Source organism: Nocardia fusca NBRC 14340 (assembly GCF_001618425.1).
GTDB lineage: Bacteria > Actinomycetota > Actinomycetes > Mycobacteriales > Mycobacteriaceae > Nocardia > Nocardia fusca.
Window position 1 is genome coordinate 1 of record NZ_BDCU01000038.1, and the last position, 22534, is coordinate 22534.

General features: G+C 64.6%; 18 protein-coding genes and 4 pseudogenes. 6 read left to right on the plus strand and 16 right to left on the minus strand.

All coding sequences use genetic code 11. The annotated features are described in order from the left end of the window. Positions 1 to 187: pseudogene (locus NF4_RS24115) on the plus strand (ADP-ribosyltransferase); the annotation flags it as partial. Between the two features lie 12 nt (positions 188 to 199). Then, a complete protein-coding gene (locus NF4_RS24120; protein WP_063129662.1) occupies positions 200 to 454 on the plus strand; it encodes a hypothetical protein in 255 nt (84 codons plus the stop codon). 178 nt (positions 455 to 632) lie between these two features. On the opposite strand, the gene NF4_RS39840 is transcribed toward NF4_RS24120, so the two are convergent. From NF4_RS39840 to NF4_RS24160, 10 genes and pseudogenes are all read right to left on the minus strand, one after another. After that, positions 633 to 764 carry a hypothetical protein gene (locus tag NF4_RS39840; RefSeq protein WP_269749651.1) on the minus strand — a complete coding sequence of 44 codons (132 nt, stop codon included), beginning with the start codon at positions 762 to 764 and terminating at the stop codon, positions 633 to 635. Beyond that, complete coding sequence (locus NF4_RS24125) at positions 757 to 1599, minus strand: ATP-grasp domain-containing protein (RefSeq protein ID WP_232330628.1); 843 nt, start codon at positions 1597 to 1599, stop codon at positions 757 to 759. Before NF4_RS24125 ends, NF4_RS39840 begins: the two co-directional genes overlap by 8 nt. A 320-nt stretch (positions 1600 to 1919) precedes the next feature. After that, entirely contained in the window at positions 1920 to 3389 is a 1470-nt protein-coding gene (locus tag NF4_RS24130; protein ID WP_232330629.1) for a hypothetical protein, read from the minus strand. Further along, entirely contained in the window at positions 3373 to 4365 is a 993-nt protein-coding gene (locus NF4_RS24135; RefSeq protein ID WP_063129802.1) for a hypothetical protein, read from the minus strand. Before NF4_RS24135 ends, NF4_RS24130 begins: the two co-directional genes overlap by 17 nt. Before the next feature lie 195 nt (positions 4366 to 4560). Next, positions 4561 to 6351: a TerD family protein gene (locus NF4_RS24140; protein WP_063129664.1), complete on the minus strand. Its 1791-nt coding sequence runs from the start codon at positions 6349 to 6351 to the stop codon at positions 4561 to 4563. Between the two features lie 1690 nt (positions 6352 to 8041). After that, positions 8042 to 8156, minus strand: a pseudogene (locus NF4_RS39430) (CoA transferase); the annotation flags it as partial. Positions 8157 to 8404: 248 nt separating this feature from the next. After that, a pseudogene (locus NF4_RS24145) lies at positions 8405 to 9243 on the minus strand (HpcH/HpaI aldolase/citrate lyase family protein). Positions 9244 to 9247: 4 nt separating this feature from the next. Continuing rightward, positions 9248 to 10201 (minus strand): phosphoglycerate dehydrogenase, encoded by a 954-nt coding sequence (locus NF4_RS24150; protein ID WP_063129665.1) that lies wholly within the window; start codon positions 10199 to 10201, stop codon positions 9248 to 9250. A 75-nt stretch (positions 10202 to 10276) separates the two neighbouring features. After that, entirely contained in the window at positions 10277 to 11632 is a 1356-nt protein-coding gene (locus tag NF4_RS24155) for a cation:dicarboxylate symporter family transporter (RefSeq protein WP_063814691.1), read from the minus strand. A 65-nt stretch (positions 11633 to 11697) separates the two neighbouring features. After that, entirely contained in the window at positions 11698 to 12864 is a 1167-nt protein-coding gene (locus tag NF4_RS24160) for a mandelate racemase/muconate lactonizing enzyme family protein (RefSeq protein WP_063129803.1), read from the minus strand. A gap of 200 nt (positions 12865 to 13064) precedes the next feature. Between NF4_RS24160 and NF4_RS24165 the strand changes: the two genes are divergently transcribed. After that, the gene (locus NF4_RS24165) at positions 13065 to 13766 is read left to right on the plus strand and encodes a GntR family transcriptional regulator (protein WP_063129666.1); all 702 of its coding nucleotides are present in this window, start codon (positions 13065 to 13067) and stop codon (positions 13764 to 13766) included. 96 nt (positions 13767 to 13862) lie between these two features. After that, positions 13863 to 14966 carry a tartrate dehydrogenase gene (locus tag NF4_RS24170; protein WP_063129667.1) on the plus strand — a complete coding sequence of 368 codons (1104 nt, stop codon included), beginning with the start codon at positions 13863 to 13865 and terminating at the stop codon, positions 14964 to 14966. Positions 14967 to 14989: 23 nt separating this feature from the next. Here the strand turns inward: NF4_RS24170 and NF4_RS24175 are convergent, their stop codons facing one another. The 4 genes from NF4_RS24175 to NF4_RS24190 all read right to left on the minus strand — a co-directional run bounded on the left by NF4_RS24175 (position 14990) and on the right by NF4_RS24190 (position 18757). After that, positions 14990 to 15205 (minus strand): hypothetical protein, encoded by a 216-nt coding sequence (locus NF4_RS24175; protein WP_063129668.1) that lies wholly within the window; start codon positions 15203 to 15205, stop codon positions 14990 to 14992. Between the two features lie 380 nt (positions 15206 to 15585). Beyond that, entirely contained in the window at positions 15586 to 16911 is a 1326-nt protein-coding gene (locus tag NF4_RS24180) for an NtaA/DmoA family FMN-dependent monooxygenase (protein WP_063129669.1), read from the minus strand. 81 nt (positions 16912 to 16992) lie between these two features. After that, positions 16993 to 18321, minus strand: a complete 1329-nt coding sequence (locus tag NF4_RS24185) for an NtaA/DmoA family FMN-dependent monooxygenase (RefSeq protein WP_063129670.1) — start codon at positions 18319 to 18321, stop codon at positions 16993 to 16995. Between the two features lie 4 nt (positions 18322 to 18325). Further along, on the minus strand, positions 18326 to 18757 hold the full coding sequence (locus NF4_RS24190; RefSeq protein ID WP_198165451.1) for a flavin reductase family protein: 432 nt from the start codon (positions 18755 to 18757) through the stop codon (positions 18326 to 18328). A 203-nt stretch (positions 18758 to 18960) separates the two neighbouring features. Between NF4_RS24190 and NF4_RS24195 the strand changes: the two genes are divergently transcribed. Further along, a complete protein-coding gene (locus tag NF4_RS24195; protein ID WP_063129804.1) occupies positions 18961 to 19581 on the plus strand; it encodes a TetR/AcrR family transcriptional regulator in 621 nt (206 codons plus the stop codon). 35 nt (positions 19582 to 19616) lie between these two features. Beyond that, positions 19617 to 20345 (plus strand): NADPH-dependent F420 reductase, encoded by a 729-nt coding sequence (locus tag NF4_RS24200; protein ID WP_269749654.1) that lies wholly within the window; start codon positions 19617 to 19619, stop codon positions 20343 to 20345. Between the two features lie 56 nt (positions 20346 to 20401). Here the strand turns inward: NF4_RS24200 and NF4_RS39435 are convergent. Both NF4_RS39435 and NF4_RS24205 read right to left on the minus strand, forming a co-directional pair. After that, positions 20402 to 20491, minus strand: a pseudogene (locus NF4_RS39435) (SDR family mycofactocin-dependent oxidoreductase); the annotation flags it as partial. Between the two features lie 52 nt (positions 20492 to 20543). Continuing rightward, positions 20544 to 22223: a CocE/NonD family hydrolase gene (locus NF4_RS24205; protein WP_063129673.1), complete on the minus strand. Its 1680-nt coding sequence runs from the start codon at positions 22221 to 22223 to the stop codon at positions 20544 to 20546. Positions 22224 to 22534: the final 311 nt, after the last annotated feature.

Here is a 22534-nt window from a genome sequence, read left to right on the forward strand (position 1 = left end):
CCCCTTCAAGGGCGTGAGCAACGTCGAGATGCAGATCATTCCCAAAACAGGCAAGGACGTCTCCGGCCTGTCCAAGAGCCCGGAGGAACTGGAAGTACTGTTCCAGTCCGGCACCCCGTTCGAGGTGGTGCAGCGCTTCACCGATCCAGTGACCGGACGGACCGTGATCCGTATGGTCGAGCAATAGGAGGTATCGCAAATGGCCGAACGCATCGCCGGAAAGATATTCCGGAGCAGGGAAGAAGTGATCGCGTCCGGCGGGCGACCGCTGAGCGAGGAGGAACGAGACGCCGCCATAGCTCAGTTCGAGGACTGGGACAAAAACGTTCGCTCCAAAGCCTGCCCCGGCCCCGCCGCGGTCGGGGGGAAGTTTTCCGATGACCTTGCCGGAACCGAGTACGACCCCGACGCCCCCGGCATTCCCGACCACATGCGCAAAGACCCCGGCCAGTAAGGGCCGCCTCCCTCATACCCAGCTCAGACACTCCCGGCCGAAGAAGCAGCCGGGAGTCCGTCTATCTGGGGTGTACCCCAGATAGACAAGGTTGGCGACTGCCGGCGACCGAGCGTCGCCACAATCATGTGCGGCCGCCTAGCGCATGCCCGCAGGTCTGAATCATCGGTGTTATGGGTCACTGCGCGCCGGGGCTACCGACCGAGCGCATCACCAGGTCGAATCGGCGGATGTCGTCGTTGTCGTACCAGCCATCCGGTCGGCGGGTGTAGACGATGTTTCCAGCTCCGTCGTACAGGTGATCAACCACGGAAGCCGTTGTGAAAGACAGTGATCAACGCCTCTGGTCGTATCGACTTCGGTCGGTCGCTGACCTGCCCATCGCCGAGTTCTACCAACCGCCATACTCCATCAGCACGTAGAGCGAAGTCAGCTGTTACGAACGGGAGACCAAGACCAGCGATGGCATGCCCGACCACGATCGGATCGAGTTCAGTAGCGGGCATGTCCTCCGGGGTGTCGGGGTGCGGTCCGATCAACTGACACCTGCCATCGACCCACCAGGTACGAACCTCGGACGAGAGGAAGTTCTCGAATCGGCGGACAACGAATCCGTCGGTCATGTCTTCTCCGCGGAGCTCTTGGAATCTGTTCGCCACACGCCAAGCACCGTCTGCGTCGTCCACCTCGGGAATGAACGCCGCCTCGTGCCAGTAATGCTTCATCGACTTGGTGTAGTCACGGAGCACGGCAGGACCGGATCTCAGTTCTCCCAGCGCACGGTCGAATGCGGTGCGATCGTTCCCGGTGGTCCATGCCGACCGAGGTGTCAGGTCGGAGAGCTCGCGGTACCAGCGAGGGAGCTCATGGGCGTGCCGGTACTGCTCGGCGCTGGTTCGCAGCGTGACGTTTCGACGTCGCAATGCTTGATCGAATGCCGCGTACTGGTCGCTGCGCAACATCCAGCCGCGGTAAACCGCCTCACCTCGTGCTCGAACGCGGCGAACAGCTTCGTCCGCATCGTCCGGACAGGCCAGCGCATCATGGTCGACCAAAGCCACATCCATACCCGCAGCGCGGGCGGCATCCGCCTCAGCGGCGAAATGCTCATCGACACGGGACGCGTGTATCACGTCGGCTGGCACGAGGAGTATCACAGAACGTAGCCTCCCACCCGCCCAGCCCACCGCCAACCGGTTTCCGCATTCGGCGTACCCCGCGAAAATATCTGGAGCTTCGACAGCCTCCCGCGGTGGCATTCCGACGCTTTCGGCTCCTTCACGCTGCACAAACGCCTACTGTCCTACCTCCGGTGAGGGTCACTGAGACCTTGGCACGCCTACGACCAATAAGCTCGGTGAGTGTTTTGGGGAGGATCCAGAAGGGGTGGCGAGCTTGTCGTAACTGGCTGATCGACCAAGATCCAACTGAATAGGTTGCCGCGTCGGCTGTGGCCTTCCTCTCGCTAATCGAGGAAGTAGGCGTCGACTTTCTCGTCGGAATCCAGGATTTCGTCCGAAGCCACGCCGAGTTCCACCGCTAGCTCTACCGATCCGACGAGTGCGACCTGCACGTCAGGTGAGAAGGCTCGTTCGAGCAGCCCGAGATAGTCCGACATGCTCTGGTCCAGCTTTTCCAGTGTGGCCTGGTACTCCGCGGCGAGTTGCTCGTCGAGCGTGCGCTGCTCGTCGAGATAACGCTCGATCAGCGCCGCTTCTCGCTTCGTCAACGACGATGCGACGGCCTTGTACATCACAGTGCCGACCGTGGTGCCGATGACAGCGCCGAGGATCGGGATGGGGATGGTCGCCTGGCCGACGAAAGAGGACAGCGCGCGTACTGCGGCCTCCAAGGCGATGATCTCGGAGTTCTCGATGAACTCGAGTTCGTCGATCTCACCCCGGCGCAGCTTGTTCGCTTGTTCTGCGATGCCGAAGGATGTGGTGACGATCGAGCTGGCGACGGCTGCGGAGGTCGCGGTGAAATTCGTGAGCGCGTAGATGCTCAGTCCTCGGACGCCGCCCTTGCCGAAACCTGAGCCGGTCTCGCCTGCGAGGTCGATCCATTCGTGCCTGCTGAACTCATTGAGCCGCTTTCCTTCTCGACGTTTGGCGACCACGGCCAGTACGAACGCTGTCCCGCCCGCGGTCGCGGCGGCGGTGAATGCCGCCGTGCCTCCTCCTCGCAGCGTCGGCCGGCTGCGCTGGTAGGCATCGTCGCGCAGAGACCGGTCCGTGGCGCGAAGCAGGTCCTTTTCGGCCGCCATGGTCGAGGTGTAGGCGTCGCGCTGCACTTCGTTGTATTCGAGCGTCGAGGGTTCGAGCGATTCGAAGCCGACCGATCTGTCTTGGAAGAACGCCTGGACCCGCTGCCATTCTCTGAGGGAAGGTCCGTCGCCGCTGCGTGACAGTAGCTTGCTCGCTTCCTCGGGCGACAGGGCATGTAGCCGTTGGATCATCTCGAAGTGGTCACGGGGGATCTGGTATTTACCGCCGTTGCGCACGTATTCGGGATACTTCTGGAGGTGCCCGGTGATCGCGCCCAGTGAGAAGCGGCCACCCGCTGCGACGAACTTCTGCTGGATCTCGACACTTCCGCGCATCAGGTCGACGGGTCCGTTGTCGTTGACCCACTGGTAGTCGGCCTCGTGGCCGAGGATCTGCTTTCGGGCGTTGCCGATCCCGACCTCGGCGATCTCGGCGATGAAGCCGTGCATGCCATGCTGTCCGCCGCGGTTGGCGGCGACCACCTCGAGGTCGATCTTCCTGACGGCTTCATCGACACTGGTGAGCGCGTCCCGAAGGTGTTCGTCCTGCTGGCTGAGCGCGCTCAAAAGGTTGTCTATGCGGAGCTGGTTGAGATAGCTCACCCAGGAAGCAACTGCCTGCTCATGGGTGCTCGTGACGAGCTCGGCAGCGTCACTCACCAGCGGCATCCTGTTCGACGCGCATGCCCAGCATGGTCGCGCACGACTTCGTGTTGTTCACCAACGTAGCGAGCGCCGACCGCTCGGCAGGGGCGAGCGCGTGGAAATCGGCGCGGAAGTACACCAAGGCTTCGCCGTAACTCTTCACCATCCCTTCGCGGAGCAAGGTCGTCCGCTGGAGAAGGTCGTCGATCTGAGCATCCATGCCTTCGACGAGGGCGGTGTTGTGCTTTATCGCAGTCAGCGCTTCGTGCTTCGCCTCTCGATTCTCGAACTTCTTCTTCGCGAACAGGGCGATCGACGCGAGTAGGGTTGCGCCCGCGATTGTCCAGCCGATCGGGCCGGCAAGCGCGAGCAGTGTGGTGCCTGCCGCAGTGCCGCCGCCGCCGACAGCCAGCGCGCCGCCACCGAGCCACGCCAGTGCTGCCTGGCTGGCTGCCGCCCCGGAAAGAGTCGAGATCGCGCTGCCGGTCGACGCTGTCCCGAAGGTGGTGGCGACCCACATCGCCGCCGACGGTGCCAGGCCCGCTACCGCGGTACCCGCCGCGAACCCGGCGCCGGCGCCGGCAGCCGACAACCGTGCTGCTTCCAGCTCTTTCCGAGCGAAATCCTCCGCATTCAAAAACCGTTTCCGATGTGCCTCGATCTCGTCGAAGTCGGTATCGAATGATTTCGGGGTGTTCGCGATGCTGTTCACCAACTGCTCGACCAGCTCGATCAGGTCCGTCGAACGTTCGCGCTGACGCAACAGAGACTGGCCCCTGTCGGCCATCGCCGTGAAGACGCTGTTGTATTCCGCTACGGCCACTTCGTAGGGGTCCGGCCCTTTCACAGTCAGCTTCTCGACCCTGCCTCTCGCAGCGTCCTTGACGTTGCTGACCCGCCCGGCGAACTGCGATGAAGCGGCTCGCGCCGCCTTGCCGATACCGTCGACGGTCCTGCCGATGCCCTCCTCGGCATTGTCTACGTCGAGCTGTTCTACCATCCCACCCTCCAACACCATTGCGCCTCAACTACATAACGGAGGACATCGACGACATGTATGGCGCCGCGGTGTCCAAACAGACGATTTTCACTATCAACAACAAGATGATCGACGAAATGGCCGAGTGGCAGAACGACCGCTGGACTCGGTGTATCCGGTGATCTCCTGGATGCCATCCACGCGGGCCGTCGACGATTACTCCCCACACACATCGACTCCATACGACCGGGCGAGCTCGGCGAGTCCGGACGGGTAGCCTTGGCCGACCACCCGCAGTCGCCAGGCTTCGCCGCGCCGATACACCTCCACGAGTATCAGAGCGCGTTCCTCAGTCGCGGCGTCCAGCGTGGCACGTGCGAAAACGCCTGATTCGCTGCCCGCGGTGACCTCGATCTCGATCGCACCCACCGTCCCGAAAGTGATACTGTCGCCGTCGATCGCTGCAGCGACTACGACCCGTGCGCACTGTTGCGGAAGCTGTTCGACGGAGAGTTCGACGGTTTGTTCGCTGGGTCCGTCGGCGGTCAGCCAGGCGCCGTCACCTGTCGGCTGGTTGTAGAAGACAAAATCGGGGTCGTGGCGTACTTTTTCGCCGCTGTCGAGAAGAAACCCCACGACGTCGACTTCATACGATTCATCCTGCGTCCACGACACACGCACAGACCACTCCGTGCCTATTGCCTCGATGGGCAGATCCATCACCTGACCACGACACATGATGTGTGGTTCCACGATCTCCCGGGCATCCGCTCCACGCGGGGAGGCTGGGCTGGCACTGTCCAACAGTTCGGTTCCGTGGACCGGAAGGCCCCGGGCTACCGCTCGGCCCAGTCGCGGGTCGTTCTGCGCACCCTCCAGCGCGAGAACGTCGGAGACACTCGCCGACATATTGACCGCCACGGAGCCGCCGAGATCGGTGATCCTGTTCCGTGCGCCGACAGCAGCATCGTGCGGACCGCCGAGTACCAGAACTCGTCGCCCGGCCAACAGCCCGGCAGTCTCCATTCGTGCACGCGGACCGCTTCCTATCTCTCCGGGCTGCGAGGACATATTCTTGGGAGTTCCCGGCTGGATTCGTTCGAGAAGCATCAGAAATGTTTGTTCGGTCATGATGGGTGTCTCGTGAGCACGCGCGGCGCGCGCTTTGCCGGTGAGCGATTCCTGCGTGTTGGTCACCAGGGCGCTCGTGCGTCCGCTGACGGCCCGGGTCACATCCAGCCCCGCCGCTACGGCTCGGGATATCAGCTGCGCACGATCGACGCGCGTGTCGCCGGTGAAGGCGACCTTCATACCCTGAACCAGCACACCACCGTCGGTGAAGCGACCGGGATACTCGAACTCGCAGATGGTCTTCGGCGGGGTGCTCGGCCACGCCGAGCGCCTCCTTGCACCAGGACGGTCGGGCGGGCAGGTCAGCATCGGTAGCGCGATACCGAGATGAGCGGCATCCGTGACCAAGGACCGTAGTACCGCCGCGAGAACCCGCGCGTCGTCGAGTGCGTCATGCGCGCGCTGCTGCCGGATGCCGTAGTAGGTCGCGAGCGTGGCCAATCGACAATCCGGCACCGGAGGCGCGACGCGACGAGCGAGCGCCAAGGTGCACAACCGGTTACCGACAGGCAGGCTCGCTCCGATCCTGCCGAACTCGCCCGCGAGGAAGCCATAGTCGAAACCCGCATTGTGCGCGACCATGACCCGGCCAGCCAACAACTGAGTCAGCTCGGCCTCGATGTTCTCGAACCGTGGGGCCCCACTCAAGAGTTCACGCGTCAGACCGTGGATGTGGACCGGACCGGGATCACACCCCGGATCGACAAGCGTATGAAACTCCCTGACAACGACGCCGTCACCGTCCAAGGCAAGCGCAGCGACCGACAACACCCGGTGATCGGCGGCGCTCAGCCCCGAGGTCTCGACATCGACAACAGTGAACGAGCCGAGCCCGGGACCCGAAGACGCTGCCGACACTACCGAATCTGGTTGCATGCCAATCCAATCGTCAGTGAGCCACCGAACGTTGCGGATCAATGTGACTGATTTCGGGCACCGATTCGGGTCCACAGGCCGACGGAAGGATGCAGCGTGACCTCAGATAGGTAGGGGCCCTCCTCCCCCAGGCGAACTCGCAGTCCCTGGTGCCCGAGGATCGCGATGCCGGCCAATCGGACCAGCCGCTCCGGGCCGACGAGTCTCATTCCTGGGAATCGAGTGAACAACACGGTCAGCGCATTGGAAGCTTCAGCTCGAACAGTCGCGAATCGCGGCGTCCGTAATCCGCACCCGTTGGGCCGCTCACGACATGCGCATCACCGCAACGGCATCAAAACCGAGAAGATGTCCGGTGCGTAGTAGGGGCTTGGCGGGATATCTTGCCCGTCGCGTGAGACCGAGTACGCCTTTGTGCCCGTTCTTCTCTCAGGAGCCGATGAGGTGGGGATGGGGCCCGCTGCGATAGCCTGCGCGGTCATCAAGGACACAACACACAGCGGCGACGGTATCCCGACGGAGAACACAGGGCGTCTCCTCTGGTCTGGCATGAGGGACATTTCGCGATCCAGCAACTGACGTCTTGATGTCGAAACTCATCGCGACTCACGCGGGAAACAACCCAGCCCAAATTTCCTGCTCTCGCCGCGCCGGGCCCGGCCAGACTCCGGTGATCGGGGAGCTTGGCGGCCACTGGGCGGGCTCGCCCGTGAAGTGCGCGACAGCGAAGACCACTTCGGTGATGGTGGCAAGTGGTGTAGATACCAGTGCAACGACACGGTTCCAGGGCAGAAATGCCACGGAAAAGTGTCCGGAGAGGACATGAACCCCCGCCCACCAACCTGACCTGCAGATATGCCATGAAGGTAGTTATGGAGCCTGAACATAATCGCAGGTCAGGGGACCGAAAAGGTGTCCGGAGGGGGAATCGACCACTACGCCCACGCGCTCACTAGGCGACATGTGCTGCGCGTCAAGTAGAAGGACAGAGATCTGTATACCAACCGGGAGGGAGGAATCGCAGGCTCACTTACCCGGCATACCTTCGATGTATGGCCGAGTCTCGGAACTCGATCAGCTACACCAGCCGATAGCCGAGGACGGTTGTCGGCAGGCCATGATTCATCCCCGCCTACGGCCGAATACATGACCGATCCAACCTATACCACCGTTGACCTGGGCATCTTCGGGGTTTCCCCCGCTTTCTACGATTTTTCTACGATTTGCACACGATTCACAACAGTGCAGGCACCACCGACATTCCCGGATCCACACGCCCGTAGCAGACTTCGCTCGAGGCAATCTTGCCTTCCAAGGACCGGGACAGATAGGCCCCCGGCACGGGTTTAGAGCGCTCCGGTGGAGTCAGCCGGCCGAGCTTGGCCATCCCGCTGGGAAGCAGGAAAACGGTGCCCGCCGACTCCTCTCGCCACGCCATGCGTCGTACCGGCGGAAACCAGCCCGAGGACCGCAGCTGTGATCGATGCCCCACCGGGGAACCTGGGCCGCGCGATGCCACCTTGGATTCGTGGCCGTCCGAATCGCGGCATCACCATCGGGGTGAAGAGCGGCATCACCATCAGGTGAAGAGAAGCGTTATTGCCGACCGGCGAGTCCTCGGTCAATGGCAGTGATGTCGGTGCGGAGATGCGCGGGACTTCGGTGCAAGTTGGGATGCTGCTCGACTGCGCGCGCGGGCCGTCGATCGTGACCACCGGGTCGAGTCCGAGACGTTCCGCCAAGCCGACCGCACCGGCGATGTCATTGAGCGGACTGCACGGTACGCGTGCAGCGGTGAGCGCGTCGAGCCCGTCTGGGCGTAGACGAGGTGAAGCGCGATGATGCCGGGGCCGCACCCGAATTCGGGGCCGCTTCCGAACCCAGCGTAGGGGTACTGTCCGCGAGGGAGGGTGACGTCGCCGGTGCGACCGTCCACCATGCCCCCGGCTCCCACGGAATCGCCGCCCTTCGGTGAACGCGACTCGCCTGCGATGAGCAGGAGTAGCTACCCGCCGATGGAGCCGATAGAAACCGGAGGTGCCGTGGGGTGTGGTTATGCGGAGAGGACCCTGTAGGCAGCGGCGAGGTGGGCGATTCGCTGGGCGCGACCGAGGCGGGGCAGGTCGCTACCGTCGCGGATGACGCGGCCGCGGGTTTCGAAGTCGGTGAGGAAGCCGCGGGCCCAGATGGCTTCGTCGGGAGTGGGGCTCAGGGCGTCGTTGACGATGGCGACCTTGTTATGAGGTAGGCAGAGTTTTCCGGTGAGGCCGAGCTCGGCCGCGTGCCGGGTCTTATCGTGCAGGACGGTGGGTCGTCGTCGCCGGTCGGTCCGTCGATGGGGCCGGGGAGGTTGCCTATGCGGCTGGCGGTAACCAGGCGTGAGCGTGGGTAGTCCATGGCGAGGTCTTCGGCGCTCGTTCCGGTGTCGCGTCGGTAGTCTCCGCTGCCGAATGCGAGACGGAACACGCCGCGGGCCCTGGCAATGTAGGGTGCTTCCTCGATCCCGAGGGCGGATTCGACGAGGGCCAGCACGGGGGTGGTGGCGCCGAGGCGGTCATAGGTTTCGGTGATCTGGTCGGCGGATTCGGTTTTGGCCAGCATCACGCCGGACAGGCCGGGTAGCCCACGGAGCCGGTGGAGGTCTTCGGACCAGAAGGTGGTGGTGCGGTCGTTGATCCGCACCACGGCCGAGTTGTGTTCCAGCCAGTGCGCAACCTCGGCGCGCGCGGCGGATTTGCGGGTGGGGTCGACCGCGTCTTCGAGATCGAGCACGATCTGATCGGCGTCGCAATCTACGGCGCGGTCGACAGCGCCGGGCTCGGCGACGTTCACCAGTAACCAGGAGCGGGCGATAGTGGCCTCGACTCGGCGTGTGGTGTGTTGTGCGGTCATTTGTTCACCGTTCCGGGCGGTCGACGGGGTGGGCAGGTTCGCGGCCGGCAAGGACGTCGATAGCGGCGTGCGCGGCCGACAGACCCGCGCTCAAGCGGGCTTCGGCGGTCTGTCCGGCCAGGTGCGAGGTGATGATCACGTTGTCGAGGTCGCGCAGCGGGCTGTGCGCGGGCAGTGGTTCGTGGGCGAGGACATCGAGTGCGGCTCCGGCGATTTCGCCGGTGGTCAGGGCGTGGGCGAGGGCGTCTTCGTCGACGAGGCTGCCGCGGGCGGTGTTGATCAGCACGGCGGTGGGTTTCATTGTTTTCAGGCGGGCGCGGTCGATCAGGTGGTGAGTGCTCCGGTCGGCGCGGCAGTGCAGGCTGAGGTAGTCGGCGGTAGCGCAGACTGTGTCCAGGTCGAGGTATTCGATATGGGTGTCGGCCGGGTCCGGGTGGGCCGTAGCGACTGTTACCGTCATGCCGAAGGCGTGGGCGAGGCGGGCTACGGCGCGCCCGCTGGGGCCGTAGCCGACGATGCCGAGGCGGGCGCCGCGCAGTTCCCGGCCGGCGTGGCGGGGCCAGCCTCCGGCATGGACACCAGCGAGCACGGCGGGGAGTTGCCGGGCAGTCATCAAGATCAGGGCCATGGTCATTTCGGCGACGGCGTCGTGGTTGACGCCGGGGGTGTTGCAGACGCGGATGCCGTGGCGGGCCGCTGCGGCGAGGTCGACCGATTCGTAGCCGACGCCGCTGCGGGCGATGACCTTCAACGACGGTGCGTGGTCGAGCATATCGGCAGTGACTGGTTCGCTGGCGATGATCGCGGCGTCCACCCCATCGAACAGCCCCAGGGCTTCGTCGTGGCTGCGGGGGCCGGTGGCCGGGGAATAACGCACAGTATGACCGTGGCGGTGCAGCAGCTGGTCCACCTCGTCACCAGGCGCTAGGTAGTCGGTGGTCACCAACACCGTTGCCATTGGATTCCTTTCACTGAGGGACGCGAGTCCGGGGCGGGTCGGCGCCCCCGCCCCGGACTCTTTATGAAGGGCGATTCAGCCCACCGATTGTTTGTCGCCTACCGGTTGCGTATCGGCATCGGCCACCGGCTGTGCACGCTTCCCGGCGAGCACGGCGCGTGCTTTGCCGGTATCGAAGTCGTTTTCCCACTTGCCGATGACGATGGCGGCGAGGGCGTTGCCGAGTACGTTGATGAACACCCGGCCTTCGTTGAGGATGCGGTCGATCCCGACGATCAGCGCCAGCGCGGCCAGGGGGATGTGTCCGACCGCGGTGACCGTGCTGGCCAGAACGATGAAGGCGCCGCCGGCGATTCCGGCCGTGCCTTTACTGGTCAGCATCATCACCCCGACCATGACCAGCTGCTGCTGCCAGGTCAGGTCGATGCCGACAGCCTGCGCGAGAAACAGCGAGGCCATTGTCAGGTAGACCGCCGAGCCGTCGAGGTTGAACGAGAATCCCGACGGGATGACGATGCCGACGACGGGTTTGCCGACACCGAGTTCCTCGAGCTTGCGGACCAGCGCGGGCAGCACCGCCTCGCTGGAGCAGGTGCTCAACGCCACCAGGAGCTCGTCTTTGAGGTAGCGCATCAGCGAGATCAAGCCCAGGCCACACGCCCGCGAGATCGCGCCGAGGATCACCACGACGTAGACGATGCAGGTGCCGGTGAACAGCAGGATCAGGTATCCCAGCTGCTGCAGGCTCTCGGCACCGTACTTCGACACCACCATGGCCAGGGCGCCGAAGGTTCCGAACGGTGCCAGGCGCATGACCCAGGCCACGATCTTGAACACTACGGCCGACAGGGCCGCGATGCCGGAGGTGATCGGTGCAGCCTTCTCCCCTGTGACGTTGAGCGCACAGCCGAGCACGATGGACACCATCAGCGCGGCGAGGATCTCGTTGCCGGTGATCGCCCCGAACAGCGAACTGGGGATGATGTTGTCGATGAACTCGACCACACCGGGCGCATGCTGGTCGTGGCCCGGGATGGACTCGGCGTCGAGTTCGTCCAGGTTGATCTTCATGCCCGCACCCGGTTTGAAGATGTTGGCAACGACCAGCCCGATCAACATCGACACCAGCGACAGGACGATGAAGTAGCCCAGCGCCTTGGCCCCGATCCGGCCGGCTTTGCGCAGGCTGTCCATCGAGGCGATGCTGGTGGTGACGACACAGAACACGACCGGGACCACGATCATCTTGACGATCGCGATGAACCAGTCGTTGAGCGGGCTCACCGCGACGCCGACGTCGGGCCACAACAGGCCGACCGCGATACCGAGGACCGCCCCCAGCAGGACTTGGAACCAGAGTTCGGATAGCAGCCGGACCAGCCGTGAGCGGCGCGGCCGGGTGGGATCCGGTGACGTAACAGTAGTGGTCATCATGTGCTCCTTTGCACATCGGAGCAGGTAGCGGCCCCTCATCGGCCCCGACCCGCGGTCCGGGATCAGTGATGCAGGGCCCGGAGCACTTCGTAGAAGGCGGCCTTACCTTCGAATCCGATACCGGGGGTCTCGGTCAACCCGACCCGGCTGTTCTCCACCACGGCGCCGTCGGCGAAACCGCCGGTCGGCTGGAACTCACCGGGGTAGGACTCGTTGCCGCCGAGCTTGAGGGCCGCGGCGATGTGCAGGGAGAACTGGTGTCCGCCGTGGGGGATGCACTGACGTGCGGACCAGCCGTGCTGGGCGAGCATCTGCTGCACCCGCAGGTACTCGGTGAGGCCGTAGCTCAGGGCAGGGTCGACCTGGATGATGTCGCGGTCGGGGCGCATACCGCCGTAGCGGATCAGGTTCCGGGCGTCCTGCAGCGAGAACAGGTTTTCACCGGTGGCGATGCGGCCGGAGTAGTGCTCGGACAGTACGGCGTTGAGCCGGTAGTCCAGCGGGTCGCCGACCTCTTCGTACCAGAACAGGCCGTAGGGCTCGATGGCTTTGCCGTACTCCAACGCGGTCGGCAGATCGAAGCGGCCGTTGACGTCGACGGCCAGCCGCGAGCCGTCACCGTCGAGGACTTCGAGTACCGCCTCGATGCGGCGCAGGTCCTCGGCCAGATCCGCGCCGCCGATCTTCATCTTGACCACGGTGTAGCCGAGGTCGAGGAACCCGCGCATCTCGTCCTGCAGGTCGGACAGCGTCTTGCCCGGCGCGTAGTAGCCGCCCGCGGCGTAGACGAAGACCGAGTCGTCGGGCTGTCCGTCGCCGTACTTGTCGGAAAGGTACCGGTACAAGGGCTTGCCGGCGATCTTGGATGCCAGGTCGAACAACGCCATATCCAGAACGCCGACCGCCACCGAACGCTCGCCGTGGCCGCCGGGCTTCTCGTTGGTCATCATCAGCTTCCACGCCCGCGCCGGATCCAGCTCTCCGGCCTCGTCGAGCAGGGCCTCGGGGTCGGCGTCGAGCAGCCGTGGAATCATCCGGCGGCGCAGGATCTCCCCGGCGCTGTAGCGGCCGTTGGAGTTGAAGCCGTACCCGACCACCGGCTCACCGTCACGCACGACATCGCTGACAATCGCCACGATCGAGCAGTCCATGCTGCTGAAGTCGATCCAGGCATTGCGGATCGACGAGCTGATCGGAACAACGCCCTCGTGCACAGAAATGATCTTCATCGGTTTCTCCTGTCGACAGCCGGTGAACGCGACGACCTCGCGGCATTCGGTGAAGAGCCGGGGACGGCAATCCCGGGCCCGCATAACTTATAAGATGTAAGTCTTATAAGATGCAAGTGTGATGCTAAACTGCGAGTGGCGCCGAACACAAGGGCTTCTTGTGTCGGCGGACAGAAATCGGATCAGGTGAAGGAGGGCGCATGACGTCGACCGGCGTGACGAACGTCTTTTCCAGCAAGGGCGACGTGGCCTACGCCGAGATCCGGCGGCTGATCCTCAGCGGTGAACTCGCCGCCGGCTCCCGGCTACCCCAGTACGAACTGGCCGAGCGCCTCAGCATGAGCATCACCCCACTGCGCGAGGCCATCCGGCGCCTCAGCAGCGAAGGGCTGGTAGCGGTCGAGTCCCATCGCGACGTCCGGGTCGCTCCGATGAACGCGCAAGAAGCCCAGCAGCTATTCGAGGTCCGCCTGTCACTGGACCCGACTGCCGCCGAACTGGCCGCGGCCAGGCGCACCGAACAAGACATCTTCGATATGCGCGCGGCGCTGAAAAGGCTGGTCCCGGTGACCCGGCAGTGGGGTGAGGAAGGCCTGGTCGCCCACCGCGACTTCCACCGCGCGCTCTACCTCGCCTCCCACAACGACGTGCTGATCCGTCTACTCGACGACGTGTGGGACAAGTCGGACCGCTATCGCCGTATGGGCCTGGAACTACCCCCGGGCGATGAACCCCGCACCCGGGATCTCAACGAACACCACCAGATGTTCGATCTCGTCCTCGCCGGCGACGGCCCCGCCGCGGGCGACCTCATGCGCCGCCATATCACCGAAAGCCTCACTGCCGCCGCCATCCGCGAACTCGAACAACGCGAACAGGACCCCGCGCGCGGACCCGCGTAGGAGTCGACCGCACCCAGCTCAACCGAAACCGTCCCGGGCACAGCGAAATCGCCGCCCGGTAGCTACCCCACGCCTGCACAAAGGAGTGTTTGCCTCATGGGCTCCACCCACCGCATCGCCGTCATCCCCGGTGACGGCATCGGCACCGAAGTCGTCCCCGAAGGGCTGCGCGTCCTCGAAGCCGCCGCGAAAGCCTTCGATTTCACTCTCGACTACGAGCAGTTCGACTACGCCAGCGCCGACTACTACACCCGCACCGGCGCCATGCTCCCCGACGGCTGGTTCGACCAGCTCAACCGCTTCGACGCCATCTTCTTCGGCGCCGTCGGCTGGCCCGAGGTCGTGCCCGATCACATCTCACTCTGGGGCAGCCTGCTGCAGTTCCGCCGCCACTTCGACCAGTATGTCAGCCTGCGCCCGGTCAAACTCCTACCCGGTATCCCCAGCCCGCTGGCCGAACGCGTCCCCGGTGACGTCGACTTCTACGTGGTACGTGAGAACACCGAGGGCGAATACTCCAGCATCGGCGGCAAGATCTTCGAAGGCACCGACCGCGAAACCGTCATCCAGGAAACGGTGATGACCCGCGTGGGTGTGGACCGGATCCTGGACTACGCCTTCACCCTGGCCCAGTCACGTCCGCGCAAGCACCTGACCTCGGCCACCAAGAGCAACGGCATCTCCATCACCATGCCGTACTGGGACGAACGCGTCGCCGAGGTTGCCCAGCGGTATCCCGATGTGGCGGTGGACAAGTACCACATCGACATCCTCACCGCGAATTTCGTACTGCATCCCGACTGGTTCGACGTCGTCGTCGCCAGCAACCTCTTCGGCGACATCCTCTCCGACCTCGGCCCCGCCTGCACCGGCACCATCGGCATCGCCCCCAGCGGCAACATCAACCCTGAACGCCGTTACCCCAGCCTGTTCGAACCCGTCCACGGCTCGGCCCCCGACATCGCCGGCAAAGGCATCGCCAACCCGATCGGCCAGATCTGGAGCGCGGCAATGATGCTCGACCACCTCGGCGAACCCGAAGCCGCCGCCACCATCATGACCGCCGTCGAAAACGTCCTCGCCCAGGGCACAGGCGAACTAACCCCCGATATGGGCGGCAACGCCACCACCCGTTCCCTCGGCCAAGCCATCACCAGCCGGCTGCAGGCCACACCGCCATCACACACCACCGATCGATGAAAGCGAGGAACGAGAGTGTCTAATCAACGGCTCTGGCCCACTTTCGATGGTGGCCGGCGGGTTTCAGACCAGGAGGATGCGGCCCGGGCGCTGCTCATCCAGTCGTCGAGGTCACGGCCGCGGTGTTCGGTAACGATGCGGGCGAACCCGCTCACCAGCTCCGCGAGCACCGCCATGCCTGGGCAGCCCGCCAGCAGTTCGATGAGATGAGCGTGCCGCTGCTCACCCAGTTCGCTCATGGGTAGCTGGAATGGATTGATCGAGAATCGGCCGACCGGATCGGCGCCGCAGCCGAACGGGACCCGGCCTCGCCGGCCACGTCGGGCTTCGCCGACCGCGCCGAGGCCGCCGCCGACCGCAACCAGGACGACGATGACGACGACTGAACTTGCGGTAGCACTGCCGTGAGTCGGCGTTACGGGAGCTGCCGGTGACCGTCCACAGACACTCAAACCGGTTTATCGGTCGTGGTCTGATTCGCGCCGGTAGATCCCGCCGTATTCCTCGCCCGCGCGTCGACCGCGAACACCGACACCGGGACCGCTTCCCACGCCAGTTGGTGCTCGCGCGCGCTGACCTCCCTCGCATGAGGGAGCGACCGAGGTGATCGTGCTTGCAGTCACCGCGTGACGCGCGGATCGACTCCGTATTGGGTTGGGGCGCCCAGATGTGCGCGCAGGGTAGCGCCGTCATATTCGCGGTGGAACAGCCCGCGCTCTTGGAGGATCGGCACGACGCCATCGACAAAGGCGTCAACCCCGTCCTCGTATATGTCCGGCGAGACCCAGAAGCCGTCGACAGCGTCTGCCTCGAACCATTCCTGCATGTGGTCGGCGGCTTCGGCGGCCGGTCCGACGATGACGGGGTGGTAGTCGATAACACCGTGCGCGAGAACGTCGCGGACGGTCCAGCCTTCACGCGCGATCTTCAGTGCGTGGACCGAGCGCGGGTCGCCCGGTGATGGCCGCGCCGCGGACAACTGCTCCGGCGATAGTGGCTGGTCGAGCCGTGCAGGATCAAGCGGCAGGCCGAGCATCCGTCCGAGATAGGACGCACGCTGAGGGAATGTTCGGCCGCTCAACGTGATGCGGCGATCAAGACCTTCCCGCCTATCGCTTGCGATCGTCGTCATCAGGCCGGCGAAGAACATGATTTCGTCTGGGTTCCGCCCGGCGCGTTCGGCGGCTTTACGGAACGCGGCACGTTGCGCACGCGCATCGTCGATCGTGAAAGCCGCTCCGATGACTGCGCTGGCCCAGCGGCTGGCGAACTCGAGGGCATTCGCACTGCCTCCGGCGTGGAAGACGACGGGTTGCCCCTGTTCGGAGGGGGGAATGTGCAGCGGCCCGCGCGAGGCGACGAACTCGCCGCCCAAATTGATCGGGGTGATTTTCTCGGCGTCCGCGAAGCGGCCCGTCACCTTGTCGTGCACCCATGCGGTCTCTCCCCAGCTGCCCCAGAGAGCCTGCACCAACTGGACCGTCTCATGCGCTCTCCCGTAGCGCTCGGTGCTGGACGGGAGGCGTTTGCCGTAATTGGCCGCAACGTCCTCACCGCTGGACGTGACGGCGTTCCAACCGGTCCGTCCATGACTCATGACATCGAGTGCCTTGAACTGTCGCGCGAGGTTGAACGGCTCGTTGAAGGTGGTCGAGCCGGTGGCGACGAGGCCGATCCGGCTCGTCTCGCGGGCAACAGCTGCCAACGTCACCATGACGTCGAGATTGAAGTTGGGCGGCTCGTTCTCGATGTCGCCGACGTGACTGGGTCCGTCGGGGAGGAACAGGAACTGGAGCTTTCCACGTTCAGCCGCCTGGGCATGCCGAACTTTCGCGTCGAAGCTCGTATAGCTCGTGGGATCGACTGCCGGGGCACGCCAGGCGCCGGGCAGGTTGCCGTACCCGTTACCCAGATGCATGCCAATGATCATCTGTCTGTCCATCATGTTCGCTTTCCGTGCGCAGACCCGAGCTGTTTGTCACTGTCGACTGCGCGCTGAGTGTGGGTTGGATAGGCGGGGTCGTGGTCAGCGAGGACGCGGTCGACGATGAAGGCCGTACTGACGGTCAACGTCCAGGTTCTCGCGTAGCGTCTCGCCCTCGTACTCGGTGCGGAACAGGCCCCGCTGTTGCAGGATGGGGATGACTCCATCGACGAAGGAGTTCAGGCCTTCGGCGAGGACGCCGGGTATGACGAGGAAACCGTCAGCGGCGCTGGCCTCGAACCACTCCTGGATGTGGTCGGCAACGACCTCAGGGGAGCCGATCGGGGACGGGTGGTAGTCGATGACGGCATGGTGGAGCACCTCACGCACGGTCCACCCTTCCCTGGCGACCTCGAGCGCCTTGGCTGATCGCGGGTCGCCGGGATGCGCGCGCGCAATGGACAGTTGATCTGTGCTCAGCGGGCCGTCGAGGTCACCAGGGCCCAACGGCAGGCCGAGAAGCCGGCCGAGATGGTGCACCTGCTGCACGATGTCGGGCTCGACCAGCGTTCCGCGCCGAGTCAGCGCTTGCACGTGGGTCGTCGCGACCGTCGGCATCACCCCGGGGAAGAACTTGATGCCATCGGGGTTGCGGCCCGCGGATTCGGCGACGCTGCGCACCGCCTCCCGCTGACGGCGGGCTTCGTCGATGGTGAAGACCTCGCTGAAAAGGATGTCGGCATATCGACCGGCAAGGGCGTGGCTGTATGGGCTGGCGCCGGCATGGGCCATGACCGGTTGCCCCTGCTTGGACGGCGGGATTTCGAGGGGGCCGCGGGAGGCTACGTAGTCCCCCTGCAGGTTCACCGGTGCGATCTTCGACAAGTCGCTGAACCGCCGAGCGTCCTGGTCGCCGATCCAGGCGTCTTCTTGCCAGCTGCCCCAGAGTGCCTGGACGAGTTGAATGACTTCGTTCGCCCGGGCGTAGCGGGTGTCGCGGTCCTCGATTGTGCGCCCGAAGTTGGCGGCCGCCTGCGGGGATGAGGTGGTCACCGCGTTCCATCCGATGCGGCCGCCCGAAATGACATCGAGGGATTTCAGCACCCGGGCGATGTTGTACGGCTCCTTGAAAGTGGCGCTGACCGTGTTGACGACACCGATTCGCTGGGTGGCCAGCGCGATGGCGGTGGCCACGACGGTGGGTTCGAGGGTCTGGTTCGGTGAGTGGGCCTCGCTGCGCTGAGTTTGGGCCAGGAAGTCACCGAGGAAGATGAAATCGAAGTTGCCGCGTTCGGCGGTCTGCGCGTAGCGCATGACGGCGTGAATGTCGGTGTAGTCGGTGGGGTCGACCCCGGGGTCCAGCCATGCGTACGGGCTGGCGCCCAGGATGTTCCCGGTTCCAACGGCGAGGTGGATCTGCTTCTGCGGCATGCGCCTACTGCTCTCCGTTATGAATGACGTCGACGTGGCGGTCGAAATAGGTCAGCGGGACCGTGTCGTCATGGCGGCTGTGGTCGACGACTTCGAAGAGAATCAGTTCGTGGTCGCCGGCCGGGATGTGCTGGTGAGGTCGAACGACAAAGGTGGCTGCCGCACGGGGCAGGGTGCGAGCCTGGGCGGTGGCGTGATCGAAAGCGATGCCGTCGAGCCGGGCAGAGCCCGAGAGGCGTAGCTGGGGCACGAGGGTCGCGTTGGACTCGCCGAGGATCGTGATACCCAATTCGTGCGCTCGGCGAAGCCGGGGCCAGGTGGTCGAGGTATTGGTGAACGCCACGGAGACGAGCGGCGGGTCGAGAGAAACACTGGTGAAGGAGTTGGCGAGCATCGCCTCGTTCCGGCCGTCGACCTCGGCGGCGATGAGTGCCATCCCCGTGGGGTAGGCGGCGAAGGAGTGACGCATGCTGGCGGCCGGTGAGGTTGGCACGGTCTTACCTCTCGGATAAATGGGTTGCCGGTTCGGGGTGGCGCCGGATAGGTGCCAGGCCCCGCCAGGACGTAAGAGGAGGTAGTCTCCTCTTAGATCGAAAGTCTACGGAGACACTCTCCGTTTAGCAATGTGAGGTGACCGCCATGTCTGAGATCGCGACGAGCGGGGCTCGTGCCCCGCGGGCCGATGCCCGACGCAACCGAGATCACATCCTCGCTATCGCCGAGCGGTATTTCGCCGATCACGGCGTCAACGGTTCGCTCGACGCGATCGCGAAACAGGCCGGCGTCGGCGCAGGGACCTTGTACCGGCACTTTCCGAACCGGGAAGCGCTGCTCGCCGCGCTACTCGCCGCGCGCGACGAGGCGCTCGTGTCCCGACGCGATGAACTCCGCACCCGGTCGGCCAACGCCGCCGACGCACTCGAGGGCTGGCTCGACGCGCTCACCGAATGGGCCGGCGCATTCGACGGGCTGCCGGAGCCGCTGCGGGCGGCGACGACGAGCCCTTCTCCGCTGGCCATGACGTGCCAGGGATTCATTACGACAACCGAGGAGTTCTTGCACGCCGCCCAGCGCGAAGGGAGCGCGCGCAGCGAGATCCGGGCCCGGGATCTCTTCCTGGCTGCGCTGGCCACGAGCTGGGCACGGGGTGCGGCTATGGCTGACGACGCGTCTGCCGCGGCCCTGGCCGGTCTCATTAGAAGCGGGTGGGAGTCGACCACACGCACGACCCGCCCAGGGGGCATCACCGACAACAGGTAGCCGAGAAGTCACGCCTCGTGTGGGCGTGAACACCCATCAAAAGCAAGGAGAGCCATATGAAGCGCATCGGAATTGTCGGTAGCGGATCGATCGGAGCGGCAGTCGCTCGGCTGGCCGTCGCAGCCGACTACGACGTCCTCATCGCGAACTCGCGGGGACCGGAGTCGCTCACGGACTTGATCGACGAGCTCGGCCCCCGGGCCCAGGCCGGCGAGGTCCGTGCGGCAGCGGAGTTCGGTGACATCCCGGTTCTGGCCGTGCCTCTGGCCGCGTACCCGAAACTGCCCGTCGACGCCTTCGCCGGGAAGGCGGTCCTTTCCACCGGGAACTACTATCCACATCGCGATGGCCGCATCGAGCAGCTGGACTCCCTGGAGAGCACGACGGCCGAGTACGAGCAGTCGCTCCTCCCGGGCGCGGTGATCGTCAAGGCGTTCAACAACATCCTCTTCCACCACATCCCGAACCTGGCCAACTCCTCCCCGCGTACCGCGCTGCCGATCGCCGGGGACGACAGCGAGGCGAAGGCGCGGGTCTCCACGATCGTGAACACGCTCGGTTTCGACACCGTCGACGCCGGAACGCTCACCGAATCCTGGAGGTTCGAACCGGAATCCGGTGCGTACACCCCGATCTATGCTGCCGACGAGGACAAGTTCGCCGTGGACTACCTCGCCGACCCCGGAGCCCCCGTTCCGGCCAACCGCCTGCGAGAGCTACTTGCCGCCTCGCATCGTCCCGACGTCGCGGCGCGACAGTTCTGAAAGCGGCGTTCCAGCGCGGTCCGGAAGGGCAACCTCGCCCCTGAGGTGCTCTTCCGGATTACTCCATGCTTGGCTGCGACATAGTGGCCGATGTTCGCGTTCGCCTTGTGCCCAGCAGCCGAGCCGGTGAGAACAATGGAGCCGCACTGATCGGCCATAAGTTCATGCAATCGAACCTGGCGGTTTTCAAACGAAACTCTAACAAGCGGGGACGATCGGGAGGGCTATTAGCGATGAATGTGTGGCATCGTGGTAAATCGTCTGATGAGCGACTCGCGGCTCGGTCGCCGTAACCGGGTCCTCACCGGTGTTAAGGTTGCGATCCCACCGTGGGAAGTTGCTCGAAGTGACCTGAATTCGCAGCCGATGGCCGCGCTTGATAACGATGCTGGTCGACCACAGGTCGATGTCGATTCGATCGATGCGTCCACTGTCGGTCCGAACCCGGGTCATCCCATCGACGATGTTGAGTGAGCGGCCTTGTTCATCGACGTCACATAGGCGCACGACCCAGTCGGTGGATGGACCGTCGGTGGCTGCGAAGAGTGTCGCACCGATTCTTCCTGCTATCTCCATATCCTCGGTGAGCGGATCGGTGGTGAATACCAGCACGTCATCGCGTGCCTCGACCGACTGCTGGTCGCGGGGGCCCGCAGGGAAGTCGCTCGAGATGATCAGTGCGCCACCTGTGGTCGGCACCGGGTCCGCCGGGTCGTAAACGTAGGTTGAGATCGACTGCTCATCGGTCGGTGTGTCCAGGTATAGGCCCCCGCCGGAGTGGAGGAAGAACTCGATGGAGCGAGCCCGAGCGAGTGGCCATTGCTCCTCATGTCGCCACTGGTTGAGACCCATGACGAAGATATCCACGCCGGACCGATGGTTCGCGTTGGGCGGATGGCCGGCCAGGAAGTGGTCGAACCAGTCGAGTTGTACCCCGGTCATGGTCCCGTCCCCGCTGGGCAACGCGACCGATCCCAGGCCGTAGTTGACCGTGCCCAGGTGCCCAGGCGTGACGGAGGCACCGCTGCGGTGTTCCCACGGTCCGACGATCAAGCGCGCAGTGAGTCCTTGTTCGCGTGCGGCGATGTAATTGTCGATCGTGCCCTGCTGGAATGCGTCGTACCAGCCGGCGATGTTCAGCGAGGGAACCAGGACTTCTCCGTGCCGGCCGGCGACGCGGGCCTCGGCGATCGACGCCGGATCACGCAGGCCACGCTCCAGTCCGGTGTCGGGTAAGCCTGTGCGGGCCACAGCCGGCGATGCCCCCGAGGGCAGCTCCCAGTAGGTCGCTTCCGCGATCCGATCGTAATCATCGACGGTGCCGCCCAGCTTCGCCGACAATTCCTCGGGATCGGTGGCGATCTTCGGGTAGTGGGCTATCGCCTGCATCAGCGTCCACCACAGGTTCGTTCCGAACTCCAGCGCGCCACCGCGGAAAAAGAGGCCGTCCTCGGGCTCGCTCCACGTTATCTGCGGTGCGATCGCCTTCAGGTGGGGTGGCTGGGTAACGGCTGCGGACCACTGGGTGTTGCCGGTGTAGCTGGCACCGAACATTCCGACCTTGCCATTGCTGCCGGGTAGGTTCGCGGCCCACTCGATGGTGTCATAGCCGTCGGCATGGTCGTGAGCCCACGGCAGCCAGTCACCGTCGGACGCGAACCGGCCTCGTGTGTCCTGCTGCACGACGATATACCCACGCCGCACCGCCTTCAGCGTGTCGAGTACGACGCTCGCCATCGGCGACGTCTTGTCATAAGGCGTGCGCTGTACCAAAACCGGCCATGGGCCCTCGCCCGATGGCCGGTACACATCTGCCCTGAGAACCACACCATCGCGCATAGGTACTGGTACGTCGAACTCGATCGCCGCCTGACTCATCTGATCCTCACTGATCTGTCGGCAATTACGCCGACTCGCTTTCCTACGCCTGGTCTGAATCCGGGCCCGGGGTTCGGACACACCAGAGCCCCGACCTCCGGAATCGGATTCGACTGCCACCGGCTCACCGAATCGGGAGGTGCTCATCGCAAGACGGATCTACTCAGAAAGGCCGATTGCCCTCGATGCCGGTGCGCCGGTGTCCTTGCTCACATTCGCCTCGGCTCACGTTAGGAGCCGCAGCGGCGGAACGGCACGGTATTCGTCGCCAACAAAGCCGTAAAACGCGTCAAATGCCTCTCATTGTCGCG